Origin of the sequence: Actinomadura mexicana (assembly GCF_900188105.1) — a bacterium.
GTDB classification, from domain to species: domain Bacteria; phylum Actinomycetota; class Actinomycetes; order Streptosporangiales; family Streptosporangiaceae; genus Spirillospora; species Spirillospora mexicana.
This window is the reverse complement of the sequence record NZ_FZNP01000001.1, coordinates 763,136-780,032: the sequence shown is the minus strand read 5'-3', so window position 1 is coordinate 780,032 and position 16,897 is coordinate 763,136. Positions and strand designations below refer to the sequence as shown.

The 16,897-nt window shown below is 71.3% G+C and carries 23 protein-coding genes; 16 read left to right on the top strand and 7 right to left on the bottom strand.

What is annotated here, in order from left to right; translation table 11 throughout:
* The first annotated feature begins 416 nt into the window (after positions 1 to 416).
* Together CHC11_RS03420 and CHC11_RS03415 are read left to right on the top strand one after the other, a co-directional pair.
* Entirely contained in the window at positions 417 to 1,373 is a 957-nt protein-coding gene (locus CHC11_RS03420; RefSeq protein WP_179278656.1) for a tetratricopeptide repeat protein, read from the top strand.
* 399 nt (positions 1,374 to 1,772) lie between these two features.
* The gene (locus tag CHC11_RS03415) at positions 1,773 to 3,176 is read left to right on the top strand and encodes an NAD-dependent malic enzyme (protein ID WP_089310051.1); all 1,404 of its coding nucleotides are present in this window, start codon (positions 1,773 to 1,775) and stop codon (positions 3,174 to 3,176) included.
* Between the two features lie 29 nt (positions 3,177 to 3,205).
* Here the strand turns inward: CHC11_RS03415 and CHC11_RS03410 are convergent, their stop codons facing one another.
* Positions 3,206 to 3,871 carry a hypothetical protein gene (locus CHC11_RS03410; protein WP_089310050.1) on the bottom strand — a complete coding sequence of 222 codons (666 nt, stop codon included), beginning with the start codon at positions 3,869 to 3,871 and terminating at the stop codon, positions 3,206 to 3,208.
* Between the two features lie 160 nt (positions 3,872 to 4,031).
* Here CHC11_RS03410 and CHC11_RS03405 point away from each other — a divergent pair, with 160 nt between their 5' ends.
* The 4 genes from CHC11_RS03405 to CHC11_RS03390 all read left to right on the top strand — a co-directional run bounded on the left by CHC11_RS03405 (position 4,032) and on the right by CHC11_RS03390 (position 7,908).
* Positions 4,032 to 4,607 carry a YqgE/AlgH family protein gene (locus tag CHC11_RS03405; protein WP_089310049.1) on the top strand — a complete coding sequence of 192 codons (576 nt, stop codon included), beginning with the start codon at positions 4,032 to 4,034 and terminating at the stop codon, positions 4,605 to 4,607.
* Between the two features lie 10 nt (positions 4,608 to 4,617).
* Positions 4,618 to 4,881 (top strand): DUF3039 domain-containing protein, encoded by a 264-nt coding sequence (locus tag CHC11_RS03400; protein WP_089310307.1) that lies wholly within the window; start codon positions 4,618 to 4,620, stop codon positions 4,879 to 4,881.
* Between the two features lie 207 nt (positions 4,882 to 5,088).
* Positions 5,089 to 6,129: a zinc metalloprotease gene (locus tag CHC11_RS03395; protein ID WP_245918679.1), complete on the top strand. Its 1,041-nt coding sequence runs from the start codon at positions 5,089 to 5,091 to the stop codon at positions 6,127 to 6,129.
* A 36-nt stretch (positions 6,130 to 6,165) separates the two neighbouring features.
* Positions 6,166 to 7,908, top strand: a complete 1,743-nt coding sequence (locus tag CHC11_RS03390; RefSeq protein ID WP_089310306.1) for a DEAD/DEAH box helicase — start codon at positions 6,166 to 6,168, stop codon at positions 7,906 to 7,908.
* Positions 7,909 to 7,912: 4 nt separating this feature from the next.
* Here the strand turns inward: CHC11_RS03390 and CHC11_RS03385 are convergent, their stop codons facing one another.
* Together CHC11_RS03385 and CHC11_RS03380 are read right to left on the bottom strand one after the other, a co-directional pair.
* Positions 7,913 to 8,266: a hypothetical protein gene (locus CHC11_RS03385; protein WP_143226901.1), complete on the bottom strand. Its 354-nt coding sequence runs from the start codon at positions 8,264 to 8,266 to the stop codon at positions 7,913 to 7,915.
* Positions 8,263 to 8,649 carry an ATP-binding protein gene (locus CHC11_RS03380; RefSeq protein ID WP_089310046.1) on the bottom strand — a complete coding sequence of 129 codons (387 nt, stop codon included), beginning with the start codon at positions 8,647 to 8,649 and terminating at the stop codon, positions 8,263 to 8,265. Before CHC11_RS03380 ends, CHC11_RS03385 begins: the two co-directional genes overlap by 4 nt.
* A gap of 181 nt (positions 8,650 to 8,830) precedes the next feature.
* On the opposite strand from CHC11_RS03380, the gene CHC11_RS03375 reads away from it, so the two are divergent.
* From CHC11_RS03375 to CHC11_RS03360, 4 genes are all read left to right on the top strand, one after another.
* Positions 8,831 to 9,643, top strand: a complete 813-nt coding sequence (locus tag CHC11_RS03375) for a helix-turn-helix domain-containing protein (protein ID WP_179278655.1) — start codon at positions 8,831 to 8,833, stop codon at positions 9,641 to 9,643.
* Complete coding sequence (locus CHC11_RS03370) at positions 9,634 to 9,819, top strand: DUF397 domain-containing protein (RefSeq protein WP_089310044.1); 186 nt, start codon at positions 9,634 to 9,636, stop codon at positions 9,817 to 9,819. Before CHC11_RS03375 ends, CHC11_RS03370 begins: the two co-directional genes overlap by 10 nt.
* A gap of 62 nt (positions 9,820 to 9,881) precedes the next feature.
* Positions 9,882 to 10,298: a ribosomal maturation YjgA family protein gene (locus CHC11_RS03365; RefSeq protein WP_089310043.1), complete on the top strand. Its 417-nt coding sequence runs from the start codon at positions 9,882 to 9,884 to the stop codon at positions 10,296 to 10,298.
* Positions 10,299 to 10,338: 40 nt separating this feature from the next.
* Positions 10,339 to 10,581: a hypothetical protein gene (locus CHC11_RS03360; RefSeq protein ID WP_089310042.1), complete on the top strand. Its 243-nt coding sequence runs from the start codon at positions 10,339 to 10,341 to the stop codon at positions 10,579 to 10,581.
* Between the two features lie 125 nt (positions 10,582 to 10,706).
* Here CHC11_RS03360 and CHC11_RS03355 read toward each other — a convergent pair whose 3' ends face one another.
* The 4 genes from CHC11_RS03355 to CHC11_RS03340 all read right to left on the bottom strand — a co-directional run bounded on the left by CHC11_RS03355 (position 10,707) and on the right by CHC11_RS03340 (position 13,932).
* Complete coding sequence (locus CHC11_RS03355) at positions 10,707 to 11,270, bottom strand: Uma2 family endonuclease (RefSeq protein WP_089310041.1); 564 nt, start codon at positions 11,268 to 11,270, stop codon at positions 10,707 to 10,709.
* A gap of 122 nt (positions 11,271 to 11,392) precedes the next feature.
* On the bottom strand, positions 11,393 to 11,917 hold the full coding sequence (locus tag CHC11_RS03350; RefSeq protein WP_089310040.1) for a gluconokinase: 525 nt from the start codon (positions 11,915 to 11,917) through the stop codon (positions 11,393 to 11,395).
* 2 nt (positions 11,918 to 11,919) lie between these two features.
* Positions 11,920 to 12,501, bottom strand: coding sequence for a nicotinamidase (locus CHC11_RS03345; protein WP_089310039.1), 582 nt, complete (start codon positions 12,499 to 12,501; stop codon positions 11,920 to 11,922).
* A 78-nt stretch (positions 12,502 to 12,579) separates the two neighbouring features.
* The gene (locus CHC11_RS03340) at positions 12,580 to 13,932 is read right to left on the bottom strand and encodes a nicotinate phosphoribosyltransferase (RefSeq protein WP_089310305.1); all 1,353 of its coding nucleotides are present in this window, start codon (positions 13,930 to 13,932) and stop codon (positions 12,580 to 12,582) included.
* 121 nt (positions 13,933 to 14,053) lie between these two features.
* On the opposite strand from CHC11_RS03340, the gene clpS reads away from it, so the two are divergent.
* From clpS to CHC11_RS03310, 6 genes are all read left to right on the top strand, one after another.
* The gene (gene clpS / locus CHC11_RS03335) at positions 14,054 to 14,350 is read left to right on the top strand and encodes an ATP-dependent Clp protease adapter ClpS (RefSeq protein WP_143226900.1); all 297 of its coding nucleotides are present in this window, start codon (positions 14,054 to 14,056) and stop codon (positions 14,348 to 14,350) included.
* A 4-nt stretch (positions 14,351 to 14,354) separates the two neighbouring features.
* On the top strand, positions 14,355 to 14,882 hold the full coding sequence (locus CHC11_RS03330) for a DUF2017 domain-containing protein (protein ID WP_089310037.1): 528 nt from the start codon (positions 14,355 to 14,357) through the stop codon (positions 14,880 to 14,882).
* Positions 14,883 to 14,903: 21 nt separating this feature from the next.
* Positions 14,904 to 15,317 (top strand): M67 family metallopeptidase, encoded by a 414-nt coding sequence (locus CHC11_RS03325; RefSeq protein WP_089310036.1) that lies wholly within the window; start codon positions 14,904 to 14,906, stop codon positions 15,315 to 15,317.
* Between the two features lie 73 nt (positions 15,318 to 15,390).
* The gene (locus CHC11_RS43270) at positions 15,391 to 15,513 is read left to right on the top strand and encodes a hypothetical protein (protein WP_281258271.1); all 123 of its coding nucleotides are present in this window, start codon (positions 15,391 to 15,393) and stop codon (positions 15,511 to 15,513) included.
* Between the two features lie 86 nt (positions 15,514 to 15,599).
* Positions 15,600 to 15,872, top strand: a complete 273-nt coding sequence (locus tag CHC11_RS03315; protein ID WP_089310034.1) for a MoaD/ThiS family protein — start codon at positions 15,600 to 15,602, stop codon at positions 15,870 to 15,872.
* Between the two features lie 21 nt (positions 15,873 to 15,893).
* On the top strand, positions 15,894 to 16,841 hold the full coding sequence (locus tag CHC11_RS03310; protein WP_089310033.1) for a PLP-dependent cysteine synthase family protein: 948 nt from the start codon (positions 15,894 to 15,896) through the stop codon (positions 16,839 to 16,841).
* Positions 16,842 to 16,897 lie beyond the last annotated feature (56 nt).

The window sequence follows — 16,897 nt, the reverse complement described above, 5'->3', positions numbered from 1 at the left end:
CTCCGCGATCACAAGTTTCCCCCCGTTGTTCGTCATGCTGTCGCGGCGGCCGGACGGTGCGCCCGCCGCGCCGGTGGCCTCGGGTCCCCCAACCCGCCACGCGGCACGCCCGCAGGCCGGGCCGCCCCCCGGCGGCTCCGGCCCGGTCGCTTTTGCCGGGCCGCAATGCATCGACATCGTGACTATAACCGGGCTTGGTGATGGCTGTCAGCAATCTAATCGCCTTTACGGCGAGACGACGGAAGTCTTTGCCCCGGGGCGCGGCGGGAAAGAGAATAAAAAAGCCGGACAATTCTCTGGATATGTCGTCGATACGGACCTCCCCGCGGACGCGCCGGGCGTCCGGCGCGGGCGCCGCGCTCCGCTGGGAGCGTACGGACGCACGGCCGGGCGCGGTCATGGGGCAGGATGGACCCATGCCTTCTCGGGACTTTTCGTTGCACGGGGCCATCGACCTGGGAGCGCGCCAGGCCGCGGCAAGGAAGCAGCAGGAACGCCGGGCCCAGGGCGCCGGCGCGCCGCCGCCGGCCGCGGGCGCGCCCGGCGGCCCCTTCGTCGTGGACGTCACCGACGAGACCTTCAACACCGAGGTCGTGGAGCGGTCGCAGGCCGTCCCCGTCCTGGTGGACTTCTGGGCCGAGTGGTGCGGTCCGTGCAAGCAGCTCGGCCCGATCCTGGAGAAGCTCGCCGCCGAGGCGGCCGGCAAGTGGATCCTGGCCAAGGTCGACATCGACGCGAACCCGCAGCTCGGCGCCTACATGCAGCAGATGGGCGTGCGCGGCATCCCGTTCGTGGCGGCGGTCGTCGCCGGGCAGCTGCTGCCGTTCCTGAACGGCGCCGCGCCCGAGCCGCAGGTCCGCCAGGCCATCGACCAGCTCTTCGACGCGCTGCGCAAGGAGGGCATCCTGCCGGACGCCCCCGAGGACGAGCAGCCGGCCCCCGGCGCGGAGGCCCCCGCCGCCGACCCGGTCTACTCCGAGGCCGAGGACGCCCTGCGGCGCGGCGACCTCGACGGCGCCAAGGCCGCGTTCGAGCGGATCCTCGCCGCCGATCCGAGGGACGGCCAGGCCAAGCAGGGCCTCGCCCTGGTCGAGCTGAGCCTGCGCGTGCGGTCGCTGGACGCCGAGCGCGTCCTCCAGGAGGCGGCCGAGAAGCCCGGCGACGTCCAGGCGCAGATCAGCGCGTCCGACGTGGAGATGGTGTCCGGGCGCATCGACGACGCCTTCGACCGGCTGGTGGGCGCGGTGCGGCGCGGCGCGGGCGACGACCGCGACGCCGCGCGCAAGCACCTGCTGTCGCTGTTCGAGCTCCTGCCGCCGGACGACCCGCGCACCGGCAAGGCCCGCCGCGGCCTCCAGGCCGCCCTGTTCTGACCGGGTCGCGCCGGGCGCTCGCCGAAGGGCGGCGAGCTGGGGCGAGCGGGACACCTGACCGCGGTGGTGAGCGTATGCTCGTTGACTGATGACCGCGCCCGTGCGGCCACGTGAAGGACTTCCACGGGTGAAGCACTTCCACGCGGCCGATCCGACGGATCCGCGGCTCCGCCACCTCGTGATCGACGCCAGCCCGTGTCCGGCGCAGCCCGTGTCCGGCACCGGCTCGTGATCGACATCACGAGGCCGCCCGTGCCCGCGACCGTCGACCCTGATCGTCGTCGCGGCCCGGGCTCCGCGGGCCGCGGGACGGGACCGGGCGGCGGCCCCGGACGCACCGTCCCCTGGGAGCGGCGCGCTCGGATGTGGACAAACCCGTATAAATAGGGAGCAGCTGTCGTGGCGAGCGTGCCAAGCGTGTCGTACTCCATCACCGTCCGGCTGGAGGTCCCGGCCGGCGGCAGGGCCGTCAGCCAGATCACCCACGTGGTCGAGAACGCGGGTGGCATCGTCACGGCCCTCGACGTCAACACCGCCGGTCACGAGACCCTGCGCATCGACGTCACGATCGCCACCCGCGACACCCAGCACGCCGAGGCGATCGCGGGCGCGCTGGAGCGGATCGAGTCCGTCAAGATCCACAAGGTCAGCGACCGGACGTTCCTGATGCACCTCGGCGGCAAGATCGAGATGCAGTCGAAGGTGCCGCTGCGCAACCGCGACGAGCTGTCGATGGCCTACACGCCCGGCGTCGCCCGCGTCTCCCTGGCCATCGCCCGCAACCCCGAGGACGTCCGGCGGCTGACGATCAAACGCAACAGCGTCGCCGTGGTGACCGACGGCTCGGCGGTGCTCGGCCTCGGCAACATCGGCCCGGAGGCCGCGCTGCCGGTCATGGAGGGCAAGGCGGCGCTGTTCAAGCGGTTCGCCGGGATCGACGCGTGGCCGATCTGCCTGGACACCCAGGACACCGACGAGATCGTCCGGACGGTGCAGATCCTCGCGCCCGCCTTCGGCGGCATCAACCTGGAGGACATCTCCGCGCCGCGCTGCTTCGAGGTCGAGGCCCGGCTGCGCGAGCTGCTCGACATCCCCGTCTTCCACGACGACCAGCACGGCACCGCGATCTGCGTGCTCGCCGCGCTGACCAACGCCCTGCGCGTCGTCGGCAAGGACATCGGCGCCGTGCGCATCACGATGGCGGGCGCGGGCGCCGCCGGCAGCGCCATCCTGAAGCTGCTGATGCACGCGGGCGCCCGCAACCTGGTCGTGTGCGACTACGCCGGCGCCGTGCACAAGGGCCGCGACGACCTCGACGACTCGCTGCGCTGGATCGCCGAGCACACCAACGAGGGCGGCTACTCCGGCGACCTGCGCGGTGCGGTGAAGGACGCCGACGTGTTCATCGGCGTGTCCGCCCCCGGCATCCTGAACGGCGACGACATCGCCACGATGAGCGGCGACGCGATCGTGTTCGCGCTCGCCAACCCCGAGCCGGAGATCTCGCCGGACGAGGCTCGCGAGCACGCCGCCGTGGTCGCCACCGGGCGCAGCGACTACCCGAACCAGATCAACAACGTGCTGGCGTTCCCCGGCGTGTTCCGCGGCCTGCTGGACGCCCAGGCCGACGGCGTCACCCTGGAGATGCTCGCGGCCGCCGCCAAGGCCCTGTCCGAGGTCGTCACCCCGGACGAGCTCGGCCCGAACTACATCGTGCCGAGCGTCTTCCACCCGGATGTCAGCACCCGCGTGGCCGGCGCCGTCCGCGAGGCCGCGGGCGGCCGCCCCCGCACCGAGGCATAGGCGCCGGGAAGGCGGGCCCGCCGCTCCGCTCAGTCGGACTTGCGGCCCGCGAACATCTGCTCGCGGCGGCGCGGCCAGGTGCCGCCCCACCAGAAGATGATCGCGCCGGTCAGGATGACGGCGACGCCGGTCGCGGCCCGCGCCCACAGGACGGTGTCGGGGCCGGTGTGCGGCAGCTTGCCGGGCGGCGTCTCGCGCGGCGCGGCGACGCCCGCCTTCTTGCAGTTCGCCTTGGCGGCCGCGCTCTGGATCTGCCGGTTCGCCCACCGGACGGTGATACGGGTGCGGCGGTCCTCGCGCAGCTTCACCGCGACCGTCCGGGTGGTGCCCGGGCCGATCTTGCCGGGGACGGCGGCGGTGTCGTCGTTCTTCTCGATGGAGAAGTCCTCGGTCTGCGTTCCGGTGTTGCGGACCCTGACGTTCACGGTGCGGTCCGGGCAGGACACCGATCCGACGGTGGCCGTCACCGGCCGCGCCGGAGCCCCGGTCGGCGTGCGGGTGGGGGTGGGCGTCGGGGTCCGGGTGGGCCTGCCCGAGGCGGACGGCGAGCCGCCGGTCGGGCTCGGGCTCGCCGAGGTCGACGCCGCTCCGGAGGTCGGCGACGCGGAGCCGTCCGACCTGAACAGGGCCGGGATCGCGATCAGCGCCCCGATCACGATGAACACGGCGGCGATGACGACCCTGGGCAACTGCATCGCTGTCCTCCCGGCGCGCACCAAGCGGGTGGCCGATGATCCTAGATCATTCTTAACCCAGGACCTTGTGGTGCCGATATCCCCATCGATAGGAATGCGTAACAGGCTAACGAGTGAGAGGGCGTGCCGCCGGAGGTCCGGGCAACGCATCATGGGACCCATGGAAGACGGGATCAGGGTCGGGCTCCTGCTGGTCGCCACCCCGCAGCTGGAGGATCCGAATTTTCGGCGCAGCGTCGTCCTGCTGGTCGAGCACGACGGCGACGGGGGGACCCTCGGAGTCGTCCTCAACCGGCCGACCGAGATTCTGGTGGACCGCGTGCTGCCGCCGTGGGCGGAGCTGGTGACGGGACCGGCCGTGGTGTTCCAGGGCGGGCCGGTCGCGCTGGAGAACGCGCTCGCCCTGGCCCGGCTCCCCGGCGAGGACGAGCCGCTCGGATGGCGCGCCCTGGACGGCGGTACCGAGGTCGCCCGGGTCGGCCTGGTCGACCTGGAGGCTCCGCCCGGCCTGCTCGCGGCGGAACTGCTGCAGCTGCGCGTGTTCGCCGGATACGCGGGCTGGTCGCCCGGGCAGCTGCGCTCCGAGGTCGAGGACGGCTCGTGGTACCTGGTGCCCGCCGAGGCCGGGGACGTGTTCGCCGGCGACCCGGAGCGGCTGTGGCAGGACGTGCTGCGAAGGCAGGGCGGCGACCTGGCCTTCGTCGCCACTTTCCCCGAGGACCCGACGCTGAACTAAGGTGAACGGTGTGAGTACGAAGATCCTTCCCGACGGCGACACCCAGAGCGATGTCAAGCCGGACCTCTCCCACGGTGACGGCGACCACGAGCGGTTCGCCCACTACGTGAAGAAGGCCAAGATCACCGAGAGCGCGGTGACCGGCACGCCGGTGATCGCGCTGTGCGGCAAGGTCTGGGTGCCGAACCGGGATCCGAAGAAGTACCCCGTCTGCCCGGAGTGCAAGGAGATCTACGAGTCCATGCAGTCGGGCGGGGGCAAGGGCGAGGAGTGACCGGCCGCTGAACGGCGGCCGGCGGCGCGCCGCCGGGTAGGCGTGCGCGCGTGAGGTCCTGCGGTCGGGTGCCGCGGGACCTCGGCCTTTCTTATCGCGGGATGCCCCGAAAGGGACGTCCCTGAACAATCGGGGGATTGAATGCGGCGCTTGGCCGGGGTTTCACTGTGCGCACTGACGGTTACGGTGTGTGCCGTTCCGGGTTCGGTGAGTGAGGGGGAGTGGGAGCGGGCGAAGGTCGCTCCGGCCGCGCGCGGCGACGACTGCGTGCACGGCCGTGCGGGCGCGGCGGGAGGGGCGGCCGCCGTGGGCGGCAGGGGCGCCTCGGCCGGGGTGGCGCGGTCGGCCCAGGCGCGCGACCGGGCCGATCTCGGCCACGACCAGGCCACCGCCATGCTCGCCGATCTCCGCCGCACGCTCCTGGACCGGTTCGGGACGTCCGACGAGGCCCGCCTCGATCCGGCCCGCCCCGATCCGGCCCGCCCCGACCCGGCGCGGCGCGCGGCGGGGGGCCTCACCGTCCCGGTCCGGTTCCACGTCGTCCACAGCGGGAGTTCGGGACGGCTGAGCACGGCGGCGGTCCGGCGGCAGATCGCCACGCTCAACGCGGCCTACGGCGGACGCCTCGGGGGCGACGACACCCGCGTGAGGTTCCGGCTGGACTCCCTCGACCGCACCGACAACCCCACCTGGTTCCACAACCCGCAGCGCAACGAGGGCCCGATGAAGCGGCGCCTCCGCAAGGGCGGGCGCGGGACGCTCAACCTCTACACGGCGGCCGTCGGGTCGGACGTGCTGGGGTTCTCCACCTTCCCGCAGTGGTACCGGCGCGACCCGCGCCTGGACGGCGTCATCGTCGACTTCCGGAGCCTGCCGTACGGGTCGTACGCGCCGTTCAACCACGGGTTCACGGCCGTCCACGAGATCGGGCACTGGCTCGGCCTGATGCACACGTTCGAGGGCGGGTGCGTGTCGCCGGGCGACGGGGTGACCGACACCCCGTACGAGCAGGAGCCGGCGCAGGGCTGCCCGCAGGGCCGCGACTCGTGTCCGCAGCGGGGCCGCGATCCGATCCACAATTTCATGGACTACGCGCACGACGCCTGCATGCGGGGCTTCACCGCAGGTCAGGGCCGCCGCATCCGTGCGGCTTGGGCGGCGTACCGGTCGACGAGGTCCGGCCGCCACCGTGTGGATCTCGGCACAGGTGCACCGGGCGCGGCCCGATCTGTCGGTGCGGCTCGGTAGCCTTCAATGACCGTGAGCACCTTCGCCGCATCGAGCATGCCCCCCGCCTTCCCCGAGCGGGCCGCCTGGGGGACCGCGTCCTCCCTGCGCGCCTGGCAGCAGCAGGCGCTGGAGGCGTACTTCGGCGTGGACGGAACGGCGCCCGGCCCGCGCGACTTCCTCACCGTCGCGACGCCGGGCGCCGGCAAGACGACGTTCGCGCTCCGGCTCGCCCGCGAGCTGATGGAGCGCCGCGTCGTCGCCTCGCTCACGATCGTGTGCCCGACCGAGCACCTCAAGCGGCAGTGGGCCGAGTCGGCGGCCCGCGTCGGCATCAGGATCGACCCGGAGTACCAGAACGGGCAGGGCCCCGTCGGCAAGGACTTCCACGGCGTCGCCGTCACGTACGCGACGGTCGCCGCGCGCCCGGCGCTGCACCGCAACCGCACCGAGGCGCGCAAGTCGCTGGTCATCTTCGACGAGGTGCACCACGCGGGCGACGGCCTGTCGTGGGGCGACGCCGTCCGGGAGGCGTTCGAGCCGGCGACGCGGCGGGTCGCCCTGTCCGGCACGCCGTTCCGCACCGACATCAACCCGATCCCGTTCGTCCAGTACGAGGAGGGGCCGGACGGCATCCGGCGCAGCCAGGCCGACTACACCTACGGCTACGGCCCCGCCCTCGCCGACGGCGTCGTCCGACCGGTGATCTTCCTGGCCTACGCGGGCGAGATGCGCTGGCGCACCCGCGCGGGCGACGAGATCACCGCGACGCTCGGCGAGCCGCTCACCCAGGACCAGACGTCCCAGGCGTGGCGGGCCGCGCTCGACCCCAAGGGCAACTGGATCACGCAGGTGCTGGCCGCGGCCGACCGCCGCCTCACCGAGCTGCGCCGCGTCATCCCGGACGCGGGCGGCCTAGTCATCGCCACCGACCACGAGTCCGCCCGCGCCTACGCCAAGATGCTGCGCGCGGTGACCGGGCAGGGCGCCACGATCGTCCTGTCGGACGACCCGACCGCGTCCAAGAAGATCAAGGCGTTCGGCGAGACCGACGACCGCTGGATGGTCGCGGTCCGCATGGTGTCCGAGGGCGTCGACATCCCGCGGCTGTGCGTGGGCGTCTACGCCACCTCCACCAGCACGCCGCTGTTCTTCGCGCAGGCCATCGGTCGTTTCGTCCGCGCCCGCAAGCGCGGCGAGACGGCGTCGGTGTTCCTGCCGTCGGTGCCGACGCTGATGGGCCACGCCTCCGAGATGGAGGAGGAGCGCGACCACGTCCTCGACCGTCCCGTCCGCGAGGACGGCCTCGACGACGATCTGCTCGCCGAGGCCAACCGCGAGCAGGACACGCCCGACGTCGGCGAGGAGCTGCCGTTCGAGACGGTGGAGGCGTCCGCGACGTTCGACCGCGTGCTCTACGACGGCGGCGAGTTCGGCATGAACGCCGAGCCGGGGTCTGCCGAGGAGGAGGAGTACCTCGGCATCCCCGGCCTGCTGGAGCCCGCCCAGGTGTCGGCGCTGCTGCGCAAGCGGCAGGCCGAACAGATCGCCAACGAGCGCAGGCGCAAGACCGGCGACCCCCGCGCCGACCGCACCGCCGCCGAGGACATCGCGGCCCTGCGCCGCGAGCTGAACGGCCTCGTCAACTCCTGGAACCACCGGACGGGCCAGCCGCAGGGGGTCATCCACAACGAGCTGCGCCGCGCCTGCGGCGGCCCGCCCGTCCCCCAGGCGAGCGCCGAGGAGATCCGCGAGCGCATAGCCAAGATCCGCGAATGGGCCACCAAGCGCCGCCACTGACGCGTCACCGCCGCGCTCCGGCGGAGTCTGCGGCACTGCGCGAGCCCAGCCGATCCCGGAGGACGCCGTCAAGGACGCCCGCCACGCGCTGAGGGCCGTCGCAGGGGTACCGCATCGCCCCTGAGACCCGGTAGACCCACCGCCCGCCGGTACGTCCCGCCGTGACGCTCACGGCGAGGTCTCCGGCTTCCTCGGAGAAGACCCACAGCACCGGCGGCGACTCCACGTAGACCTTGAGATGGGACCAGCCGCAGGCGTCCGTCGCGGTGGCCAGGACGTCGAGATGCCGCTCGGCGGTGGCATGCCCGAGCCGGACGCGCCACCACGCCATCACGAGCCGGCCGCGCGCCACTTTCACGCGCGCAGTCGAGCCCATGTCACCTTCCCGCCGCCGTCCAGCGCCCGGACGCCCCACGCGTCGACGAGCATGGCGACCATGAGCAGCCCCCGGCCGGACTCCGCCGCGTCGTCCTCGCCCTGGAGAACCGGTGCCAGATCGGACCTGTCCTCCACTTCCACCACGAAGTAGCCGTTTTCCAAGACGAGACGTACAGGAATGGCTTTCGTGTCGGTGTGCCTATAGGCGTTCGTGACCAATTCCGTGACCACGGTCCTCGCGGTGTAGTCGTCGCCTAGGCGCCGCTTAGCGAAAACGTCGGCGACCCAGCAACGCGCCTGTTGCGGCGCCTGCTCCGACGATTCGATCAGAACGCCTTCTGTCGTCGTTCCCGAATCGATCATGGATTCGACCTCCAGAAATTCGTTTCCGGAATCCAGTGGTCAAATCATCGCCCCTGTGTCACGCTGAGTAGCGCCAATACTGCGATGGGTGCCCATAGTGCGCACATTCGCAGGTCAATCGCCGCTCATGGCCGGTCGAGCCCGGTCATCCCCGGTCATCCGAGGCAAGGGAGAAACAGCGATGGGACAGCGTCCTAACGATCTGCGGCCCTGGGAGTCGCCGAACGCGCTTCTCGGCTCCGAACTGCGGCGCTATCGAGAGGCGGCGGGCTTGAGCATCGCCGCCTTCTGCGAACTCATCCAGGAGAGCGCGCCCTACTCGAAGAGCACGATCGGTTCAGTGGAGCGCGGGGAGTCTCGCCCTGACCGGCTCCTCGCCGTCCACGCCGATCGCGTCCTCGACACCCGCGAAGCCCTCACCCACCTGTGGGACGGCCTGTACAAGGGAACCAACGCCGTCCCCGCATGGTTCGTCGACTGGGCCATGCAGGAGCCGAAGTTCGACGCCATCCGCGGCTATGAACCACTGGTCATACCGGGTCTTCTCCAGACTCCCGCCTACGCCGCCCATCTGCTCGACAACGACGAATCCACCGTCGATGCCCGTCTGGCCCGGCAAGACGTTCTGACCGGCGACACGCCACCGAGCCTGATGTACGTGATCGACGAGAGCGCCCTCCACCGAGGCACCGAAGCCCCCGCGGTGATGCGCGACCAGCTCCAGCACCTCCTGACTGTCTCCTCCCGCCGCATCCGCATCCAGATCGCCCCACTCCGCCTGCACGAGGGCATCACCGGGGCCTTCGCTATCGGAACCTCTCCGGACGGGAACGAGGTAGGGTACAAAGACAATGCGATCAGCGGCGACACAACCACCGACCGCCTCGAAATCAAACGCCTCACCGAGCTGTTCGCGTCAATCCAGTCCGCCGCGTATCCGGTGGACCAGTCTCTCGAAGTGATTGCAAAGGTGGCGAAGGAGAAATGGACCTGAGTAACGCCGTATGGCGCAAGTCCAGCCGCAGCTCCAGCAACGGCGGCAACTGCGTCGAGCTCGCGCGCATGAACGACACCGTGGCCATCCGTGATAGCAAGGACCCGGACGGCCCCAAGCTCCTCATCACCCCCCAGGCACTCCGTCACCTCGGCGAGGCCATCAAGAACGCCTAGCAGTACAGGCGGGCGCAGGCGCTGGCGGGCATCGGGTGTGCGTTGCCGCTTAAGATCGTGCGATGACGCTCACAGCGCGCTGGGTTCGGCTGCTGATGGTCGTATCGGCAGCCGGCTTCGCCGGCGCGGCCTACGCGATTCGCGCCGTGGGAGACGGGCTTATCGACCAGTACTCCGGTGCCGCCTTGTCCGGGGCCATCGTCTACACGATCGTGCTCTTCGTGCGGCCGCGGATCTCTCCTTTGCCCGCCGGTACCGTCGCGGTCGCCTACTGCTGGTTCATCGAGTTCGCGCAGCTCACCCCCCTGCCCAGCGAAATCTCCCAACGCAGCTGGTTCGCGCGCCAACTGCTAGGCGCCCAGTTCGACCTCATCGACGTGGCCTGGTATCCCGTAGGCGTTGTCCCCTTGGTCGTCGCGCATTGGTTGCTTCGTACGAGCGCACCTACTCGACCGATCTCGCCACCCGCTGAAGCTTAGCCGCGCATCTCACCAACTTGCGCCGTTCCTGCGGTGGGCGGTGGAGGGTCTTCCAGTCCACATCGACTCAGCACGAGCGACCGGGCTCTCCCTCCTGGACCGCCTGAAGGCTCGCCTCGGCCTCGACAAGTTCTACTTCGGCCACTACGTCGAGGCCCGCGAGGCCGGTGCCCCTCACACGGAGGTGCTGAAGGCGCATGCCCACGGCATCGGCTTGGAGCGTTACGCCATCGCACGGCCGTCCGAGATCGTGTTCCGAGTCGGGAGCGTCCGGCTCGCGTGAGCCCTCGGAACAGGTAGCGGACCGGAGGCCTGGCTAAGCCGGACCCGCATTGCTGGGAGGCGCGATCGGGTGCTCGGAACGCGGGCCGAAGCCGATCGCCCAGGCGGTGAGGTCGAAGGTCATGATCAGAGATCGCCGGTGGGAAGGATGCTTTCGAGCGGGTCGGGGATGGGCAGTTCCTCGCCGAGCACCACCGAAGTGCTGTGGGTGTAGTCGTCGCCGCGAGGCTCGGAGAAGATCGTCGCTTTGCCGTCCAGGCGGTCGATCAGGAGGTACAGCGGGATCTCGGCGGCGGCGTAGCCGCGGCGTTTGGGGCCGCGGTCGCGTTCGGCGGCCTTGCTGTCGCCGCGGCGGCCGGACGTGACCTCCAGCACCATCAGCACCCCGTCGGGTTTGCTGTGCCACTCCCGCCCGGCGAACGCCCCCTTGGGAGCCGCGATGCCGTCAGGTACGTACTCGCCCTCCGGGCTGATCAGCGTCAGGTTGCGGTGCAGCCGGAGACCGTGCGTGTCGCGCACCCAGTCATCGACCGCGACGACGATGGTCTCGTGCTGCCCGTCCGGGGTCGGGGACACGATGATCTCTCCATCCACCAGCTCGGCACGGAAGCCCGGCAACACGTCGAGCGCGGCGAAAGCCTCGCGTAGATCGTTCCGGACGAGCGGCGGCTCTTCCGGCATCGCCGTCATCGGAGGTCTCCTCGTGATGTCAGTGGTGATGGCCCCGCATTCACAGACCTTAACACTGCCCGGAAGTTCACCCCTGTGCTGAAAGACCTGCTCGCGAGGGTGTTCGACAGTGGCCGTAAGAGTCAGCGGGGAGCGGGGGTCAGGGCGAGGGCCTTGAGGATGTGGGTGACGGTTTCCTCGGGGGTGCCTGTTATGGGGGCGGTGACGATGTTCTCGTCGGGGCCCGGGGGTTCGAGGTCGGCGAACTGGGAGTCGAGGAGGTCGGGCTTGAAGAAGTGGCCCTTGCGGGAGCTCATGCGGGCGGCGATCGTGTCGCGGTCGCCGTCCAGGAGGACCAGGCGGACGCCCGCGTGGCCGCCGGTCAGCATGTCGCGGTAGTGGCGTTTGAGGGCGGAGCAGGTGACGACGCCGGGGCGGCCCGTGGCGAGGCGGTCGGCGATCCACGCGGCGATGGAGCGCAGCCAGGGGACGCGGTCATCGTCGGTGAGGGGGTGGCCCGCGCGCATCTTGGCGACGTTGGCCTCGGAGTGGAACGCGTCGGCCTCGGCGTACTCCCAGCCGAGGCGTTCGGCGAGGAGCGTGCCGATGGTGGTCTTGCCGCTGCCGGACACGCCGGCGACCAGGATGACGGTGGGCTTCGGGGGCATGGTCAGGCGGTCACCACGGGCGCGCCGGACAGGACGATGCCCTCCTGGCCGAGCTCGTCCAGTGCCTGGTCGACGGTGGCCTTGCCGACCCCGGCCGTGAGGTCCAGCAGGACGGTGGTGCGCAGGCCGGCGCGGACGGCGTCCACCGCGGTGGCCCTGACGCAGTGGTCGGTGGCGATTCCGACGACGTCGACGGAATCCACGCCCCGGGCGGCGAGCCAGTCGGCGAGCGGGGTCTCGTCGTCGGCGAACCCCTCGAAGCCGCTGTAGGCGGCGGTCTCGCGGCCCTTGCTGAACACGGCCTCGATGGGGGCGAGGGCGAGGTTGGGGTGGAAGTCGGCGCCGGGGGTGCCGATCACGCAGTGCGGCGGCCAGGTGTCGGCGAAGTCCGGTTCGCTGGAGAAGTGGCCGCCCGGGTCGAGGTGGAAGTCGCGCGTCGCCACGATGTGCGCGTACTCGGCCTTGTGGGCGGCCATGTACTCGGAGATCGCGGTCGCCACCGCGGCGCCGCCGCCCACGGCCAGCGACCCGCCCTCGCAGAAGTCGTTCTGCACGTCCACGATGATCAGAGCCTTCGTGCCCATGACCGCTCTCCCTCTACCGGTTGCCCCACCGGATCTGCAACGACCGTACCCCAGCCTTCTTCCCCCACGCGGGACGGCTCAACGGCGTGGCCCGCCGTTGACGAACTCGGTCGGGACGGCGGGCTCGCCCCGGGAGAGCCGGCGCGCGGTCGGGGGCAGTTCGGCGACCGAGCGCGCGTGGCGTTCCCTGGCGACGCGAAGCGCCTCGCGTCCGACGACCTCTCCGTCCCGCACCAGCGGCACCTGGAGGACGCGGTCGTGGGGGCCGGGGGCCGGCTCGGTGACGAACACGGTCTCGGCGTAGGCGACGCCGTGGCCGTCGACGCGGCGGACGGCGGTCTTGCGCCCGCCGCGGCTCGGCTTGCCCGTCGAGCGCTTGGCGACCGGGCGCATGGGCGCGTCCTCCCGCGGACCGTCCGCCCGCGCGACGAGCTTGTAGACGAGCGACGCCGTGGGGGCGCCGGAACCGGTCACCAGGGACGTCCCCACGCCGTACCCGTCCACGGGCGCCGCGCCGAGCGCCGCGATGCCGTACTCGTCCAGGTCGCCGGTCACCACGATGCGCGTGCCGTGCGCGCCGAGGGAGTCGAGCTGCTCGCGGACGCGCCGCGCCATCACGCCGAGGTCGCCGCTGTCGATCCGGACGGCGCCGAGGCCCGGCCCCGCCAGCTCCACCGCCGTCCGGACGGCCCGCTCGACGTCGTAGGTGTCGACCAGCAGCGTGGTGCCCTCGCCCAGGGCCGCGAGCTGCGCCTCGAACGCGTGCCGCTCGCTGTCGTGCAGGAGGGTGAAGGAGTGCGCGCTCGTCCCGGCCGTCGGGACGCCGTACAGCCGGCCCGCCGCCAGGTTGGACGTGGTGGTGAACCCGGCGATGTAGGCGGCGCGGGCGGCGGCCACGGCGGCGCGCTCGTGGGTGCGCCGCGACCCCATCTCGATGATCGGGCGCTCCTGCGCGGCCTGCACCATCCGGGACGCGGCGGACGCGATCGCGCAGTCGTGGTTGAGGATCGACAGGGCGAGGGTCTCCAGCAGGACCGCCTCCCCGAACGTCCCCTCGACCATCAGGATCGGAGATTCGGGGAAGAAGCACTCGCCCTCGGGGTAGCCCCAGACGTTCCCGGTGAACCGGTACTTCTCCAGCCAGCGCACCGTGGGCTCGTCCACGATGCCGTTCTCGCCGAGGAACTCCAGCTCGGCGTCGCCGAACCGGAACGCCTCGATGGCGTCCAGGAGCCGCCCGGTGCCCGCGACGACCCCGTACCGGCGCCCGGCGGGCAGGCTCCGCGCGAACACCTCGAATACCGCGCGGCGGCCCTCCGTCCCGCTGCGCAGGGCGGCCTGCAGCATGGTCAGCTCGTACTGGTCGGTCAGCAGGGCCGTGCCGTCACCAAGGTCCACAAGTGGAACTTTAGGGCCGACTGCAGGCACCATGGTGACGCGGGCCGTCACACGCGGCGGGGCTGCGGCGCATAGCATCGGATGCGGTGGGCGGCCGCGTCCTCCAGGGCGAGATCGCGCGCGAGAGAAGGGGGAGACCCGGCCAATGAGCGCCATGAGCACGGCGCCCGCACCGGTGGAGCTGGAGCGGCCCGATTCGGCGGAGGACGTGAGCGCCGACCGGCCCTGGCTGGCGATCGTCTGGAACGACCCGATCAACCTGATGTCCTACGTCACGTACGTGTTCCAGGCCGTCTTCGCCTACCCCAAGGCCAAGGCCGAGAAGCTGATGCTCGACGTGCACCACAAGGGCCGCGCGGTGGTGGCCAACGGCACCCGCGAGGAGATGGAGCGGGACGTGGAGATCCTGCACTCCTACGGCCTGTGGGCGACCGTGAAGAAGGACGACTGAGCCGATGAGCCATGTGAGGAAGAGGCGCGAGGGCTTCCGGGTGCGGCTGGAGCCGGAGGAGACCGCGCTGCTGCGCGCCCTCATGGAGCAGCTGCTCGCCCTCCTCGGCGAGGGGCCGGGCGAGGACGGCGAGCTGGCGTCCCTCGGCATCGCCGAGAACGCCGCGAAGTCGGACGACCCGGTCCTGGCGCGGCTGTTCCCGGACGCCTACCGCGACGACGGCGAGGCCGCCGGGGAGTTCCGCCGCTACACCGAGATGGGTTTGCGCGACGGCAAGCGCGAGGCGGCCAGGACGGTCCTCGGGGCGCTGGGCGAGCACGGCACCGAGGCCGTCCTCGACGAGAAGCAGGTGCAGGAGTGGCTGCGGGCGCTGAACGACGTCCGGCTGGCGCTCGGCACCCGGCTGGACATCACCGAGGACTGGTACGAGGAGGCGGGCGGCATGGACCCGCGCGACCCGCGCGCCCCCATGTTCGCCGCCTACGACTGGCTGACGATGCTGCAGGACGGTCTCGTCCGCGCCCTGGAGTAGGCGCCGCCTAAGCTTGCGGCCATGCTGACGATTGAACGGGCCCTGGTCGACCAGATCATCGCGCACGCGCGCGCGGACCACCCCGACGAGGCCTGCGGCATCATCGCGGGCCCGGTCGGCTCGGACCGGCCCGTCCGGTTCGTCGCGATGGTCAACGCGGAGCGCTCCCCGACGTTCTACCGGTTCGACTCCCAGGAGCAGCTGAAGGTGTGGCGGGAGATGGACGACCGGGACGAGGAGCCCGTGGTGATCTACCACTCCCACACCGCGACCGAGGCCTACCCCTCCCGCACCGACATCTCCTACGCGTCCGAGCCGAACGCGCACTACGTCCTCGTCTCGACCCGCGAGGAGGGCGAGACCGAGTTCCGCTCGTTCCGGATCGTGGACGGCGAGGTCACCGAGGAAGAGGTCGCCGTCGTCGACGGGCCCTGACAGCGCGATGCGGGTCGAGGGAGGTCCGGAGGCGGCCGAATCCGGCGGCCCCGCGGCCGGTAAACTGGTCGACATGTGGACGAGCGGGCATGGGACGGGCGGCGCCGGGCGCCGCGCCGGGGCCCCAGCGGTGCCGCCCGTGCAGAGCTTCCTGTTCGGGCACTCGCGCGCCGAGGTCGTCTACGACTGTCGCTGACGCGCTGATCACGCCTGGAATCATCCCGCCGCCCGCCCGGTTCTAGGGGCGGGCAGTCCCGTACGACGTTTAAGGAGATCATCGCGATGGCGATCGAGGTCCGGATCCCGACGATCCTGCGCAACCTCACCGACGGCGCCAAGGCCGTCGAGGGCAAGGGCGGCACGCTCGACGAGCTGTTCGCCGACCTGGACACCCGGCACGCCGGCCTGCGGGCCCGGCTCGTGGACGACAAGGGCCTGCGCAAGTTCGTCAACGTCTACCTGAACGACGAGGACGTGCGCTTCCTCGGCGGGCTGGAGACGGAGGTCGCCGACGGCGACAGCGTCACGATCCTGCCGGCCGTCGCCGGCGGCTGAGCCGGCCGGGACGAGCGCCACATGCGATTCGACTCACTGCTGGACTCGCTCGGCGGCACCCCGCTGGTCGGGCTGCCGCGGCTGTCGCCGAGCGAGGACGTGCGGCTCTGGGCCAAGCTGGAGGACCGCAACCCCACCGGCTCGGTGAAGGACCGCCCCGCCTTCTACATGATCGAGAAGGCGGAGAAGGAGGGGCTGCTGACGCCCGGCTGCACGATCCTGGAGCCGACGTCCGGCAACACCGGCATCTCGCTGGCCATGGTCGCCAAGCTGCGCGGCTACTCGATGGTGTGCGTGATGCCGGAGAACACCTCCGCCGAGCGCCGCCAGCTCCTGGAGATGTGGGGCGCGCGGATCATCTCCTCCCCGGCGGCGGGCGGCTCGAACGAGGCCGTGCGGGTGGCCAAGGGCCTGGCCCGGGAGAACCCCGACTGGGTGATGCTGTACCAGTACGGCAACGAGGCCAACGCGCTCGCGCACTACGAGACGACCGGCCCGGAGATCCTCGCCGACCTGCCGTCGGTGACGCACTTCGTCGCCGGGCTCGGCACGACGGGCACGCTGATGGGCGTCGGCCGGTTCCTGCGCGAGCGGGTGCCGGACGTCAGGATCGTCGCGGCGGAACCGCGGTACGGGGAGCTGGTGTACGGGCTGCGCAACATCGACGAGGGCTTCATCCCCGAGCTGTACGACGACTCCGTCCTGACGACCCGGTTCTCGGTCGGGTCGCTGGACGCGCTGCGCCGCACCCGCGAGCTGCTGGAGCAGGAGGGCATCTTCGCGGGCATCTCGACCGGCGGGGCGCTGCACGCGGCGATCGGGATGGCGAACAAGGCGGTGAAGGCCGGGGAGCGCGCCGACATCGTGTTCGTCGTCGCCGACGGCGGCTGGAAGTACCTGTCGACCGGCGCGTACGGCGGCACCCTGGAGGAGGCCGAGGCCCGGCTCGAAGGCCAGCTCTGGGCCTGACCGGCGGGGCCGGCCGGCAGGGGCGGGCAGGGTAGAGTTCGTACTCGAACGTGATT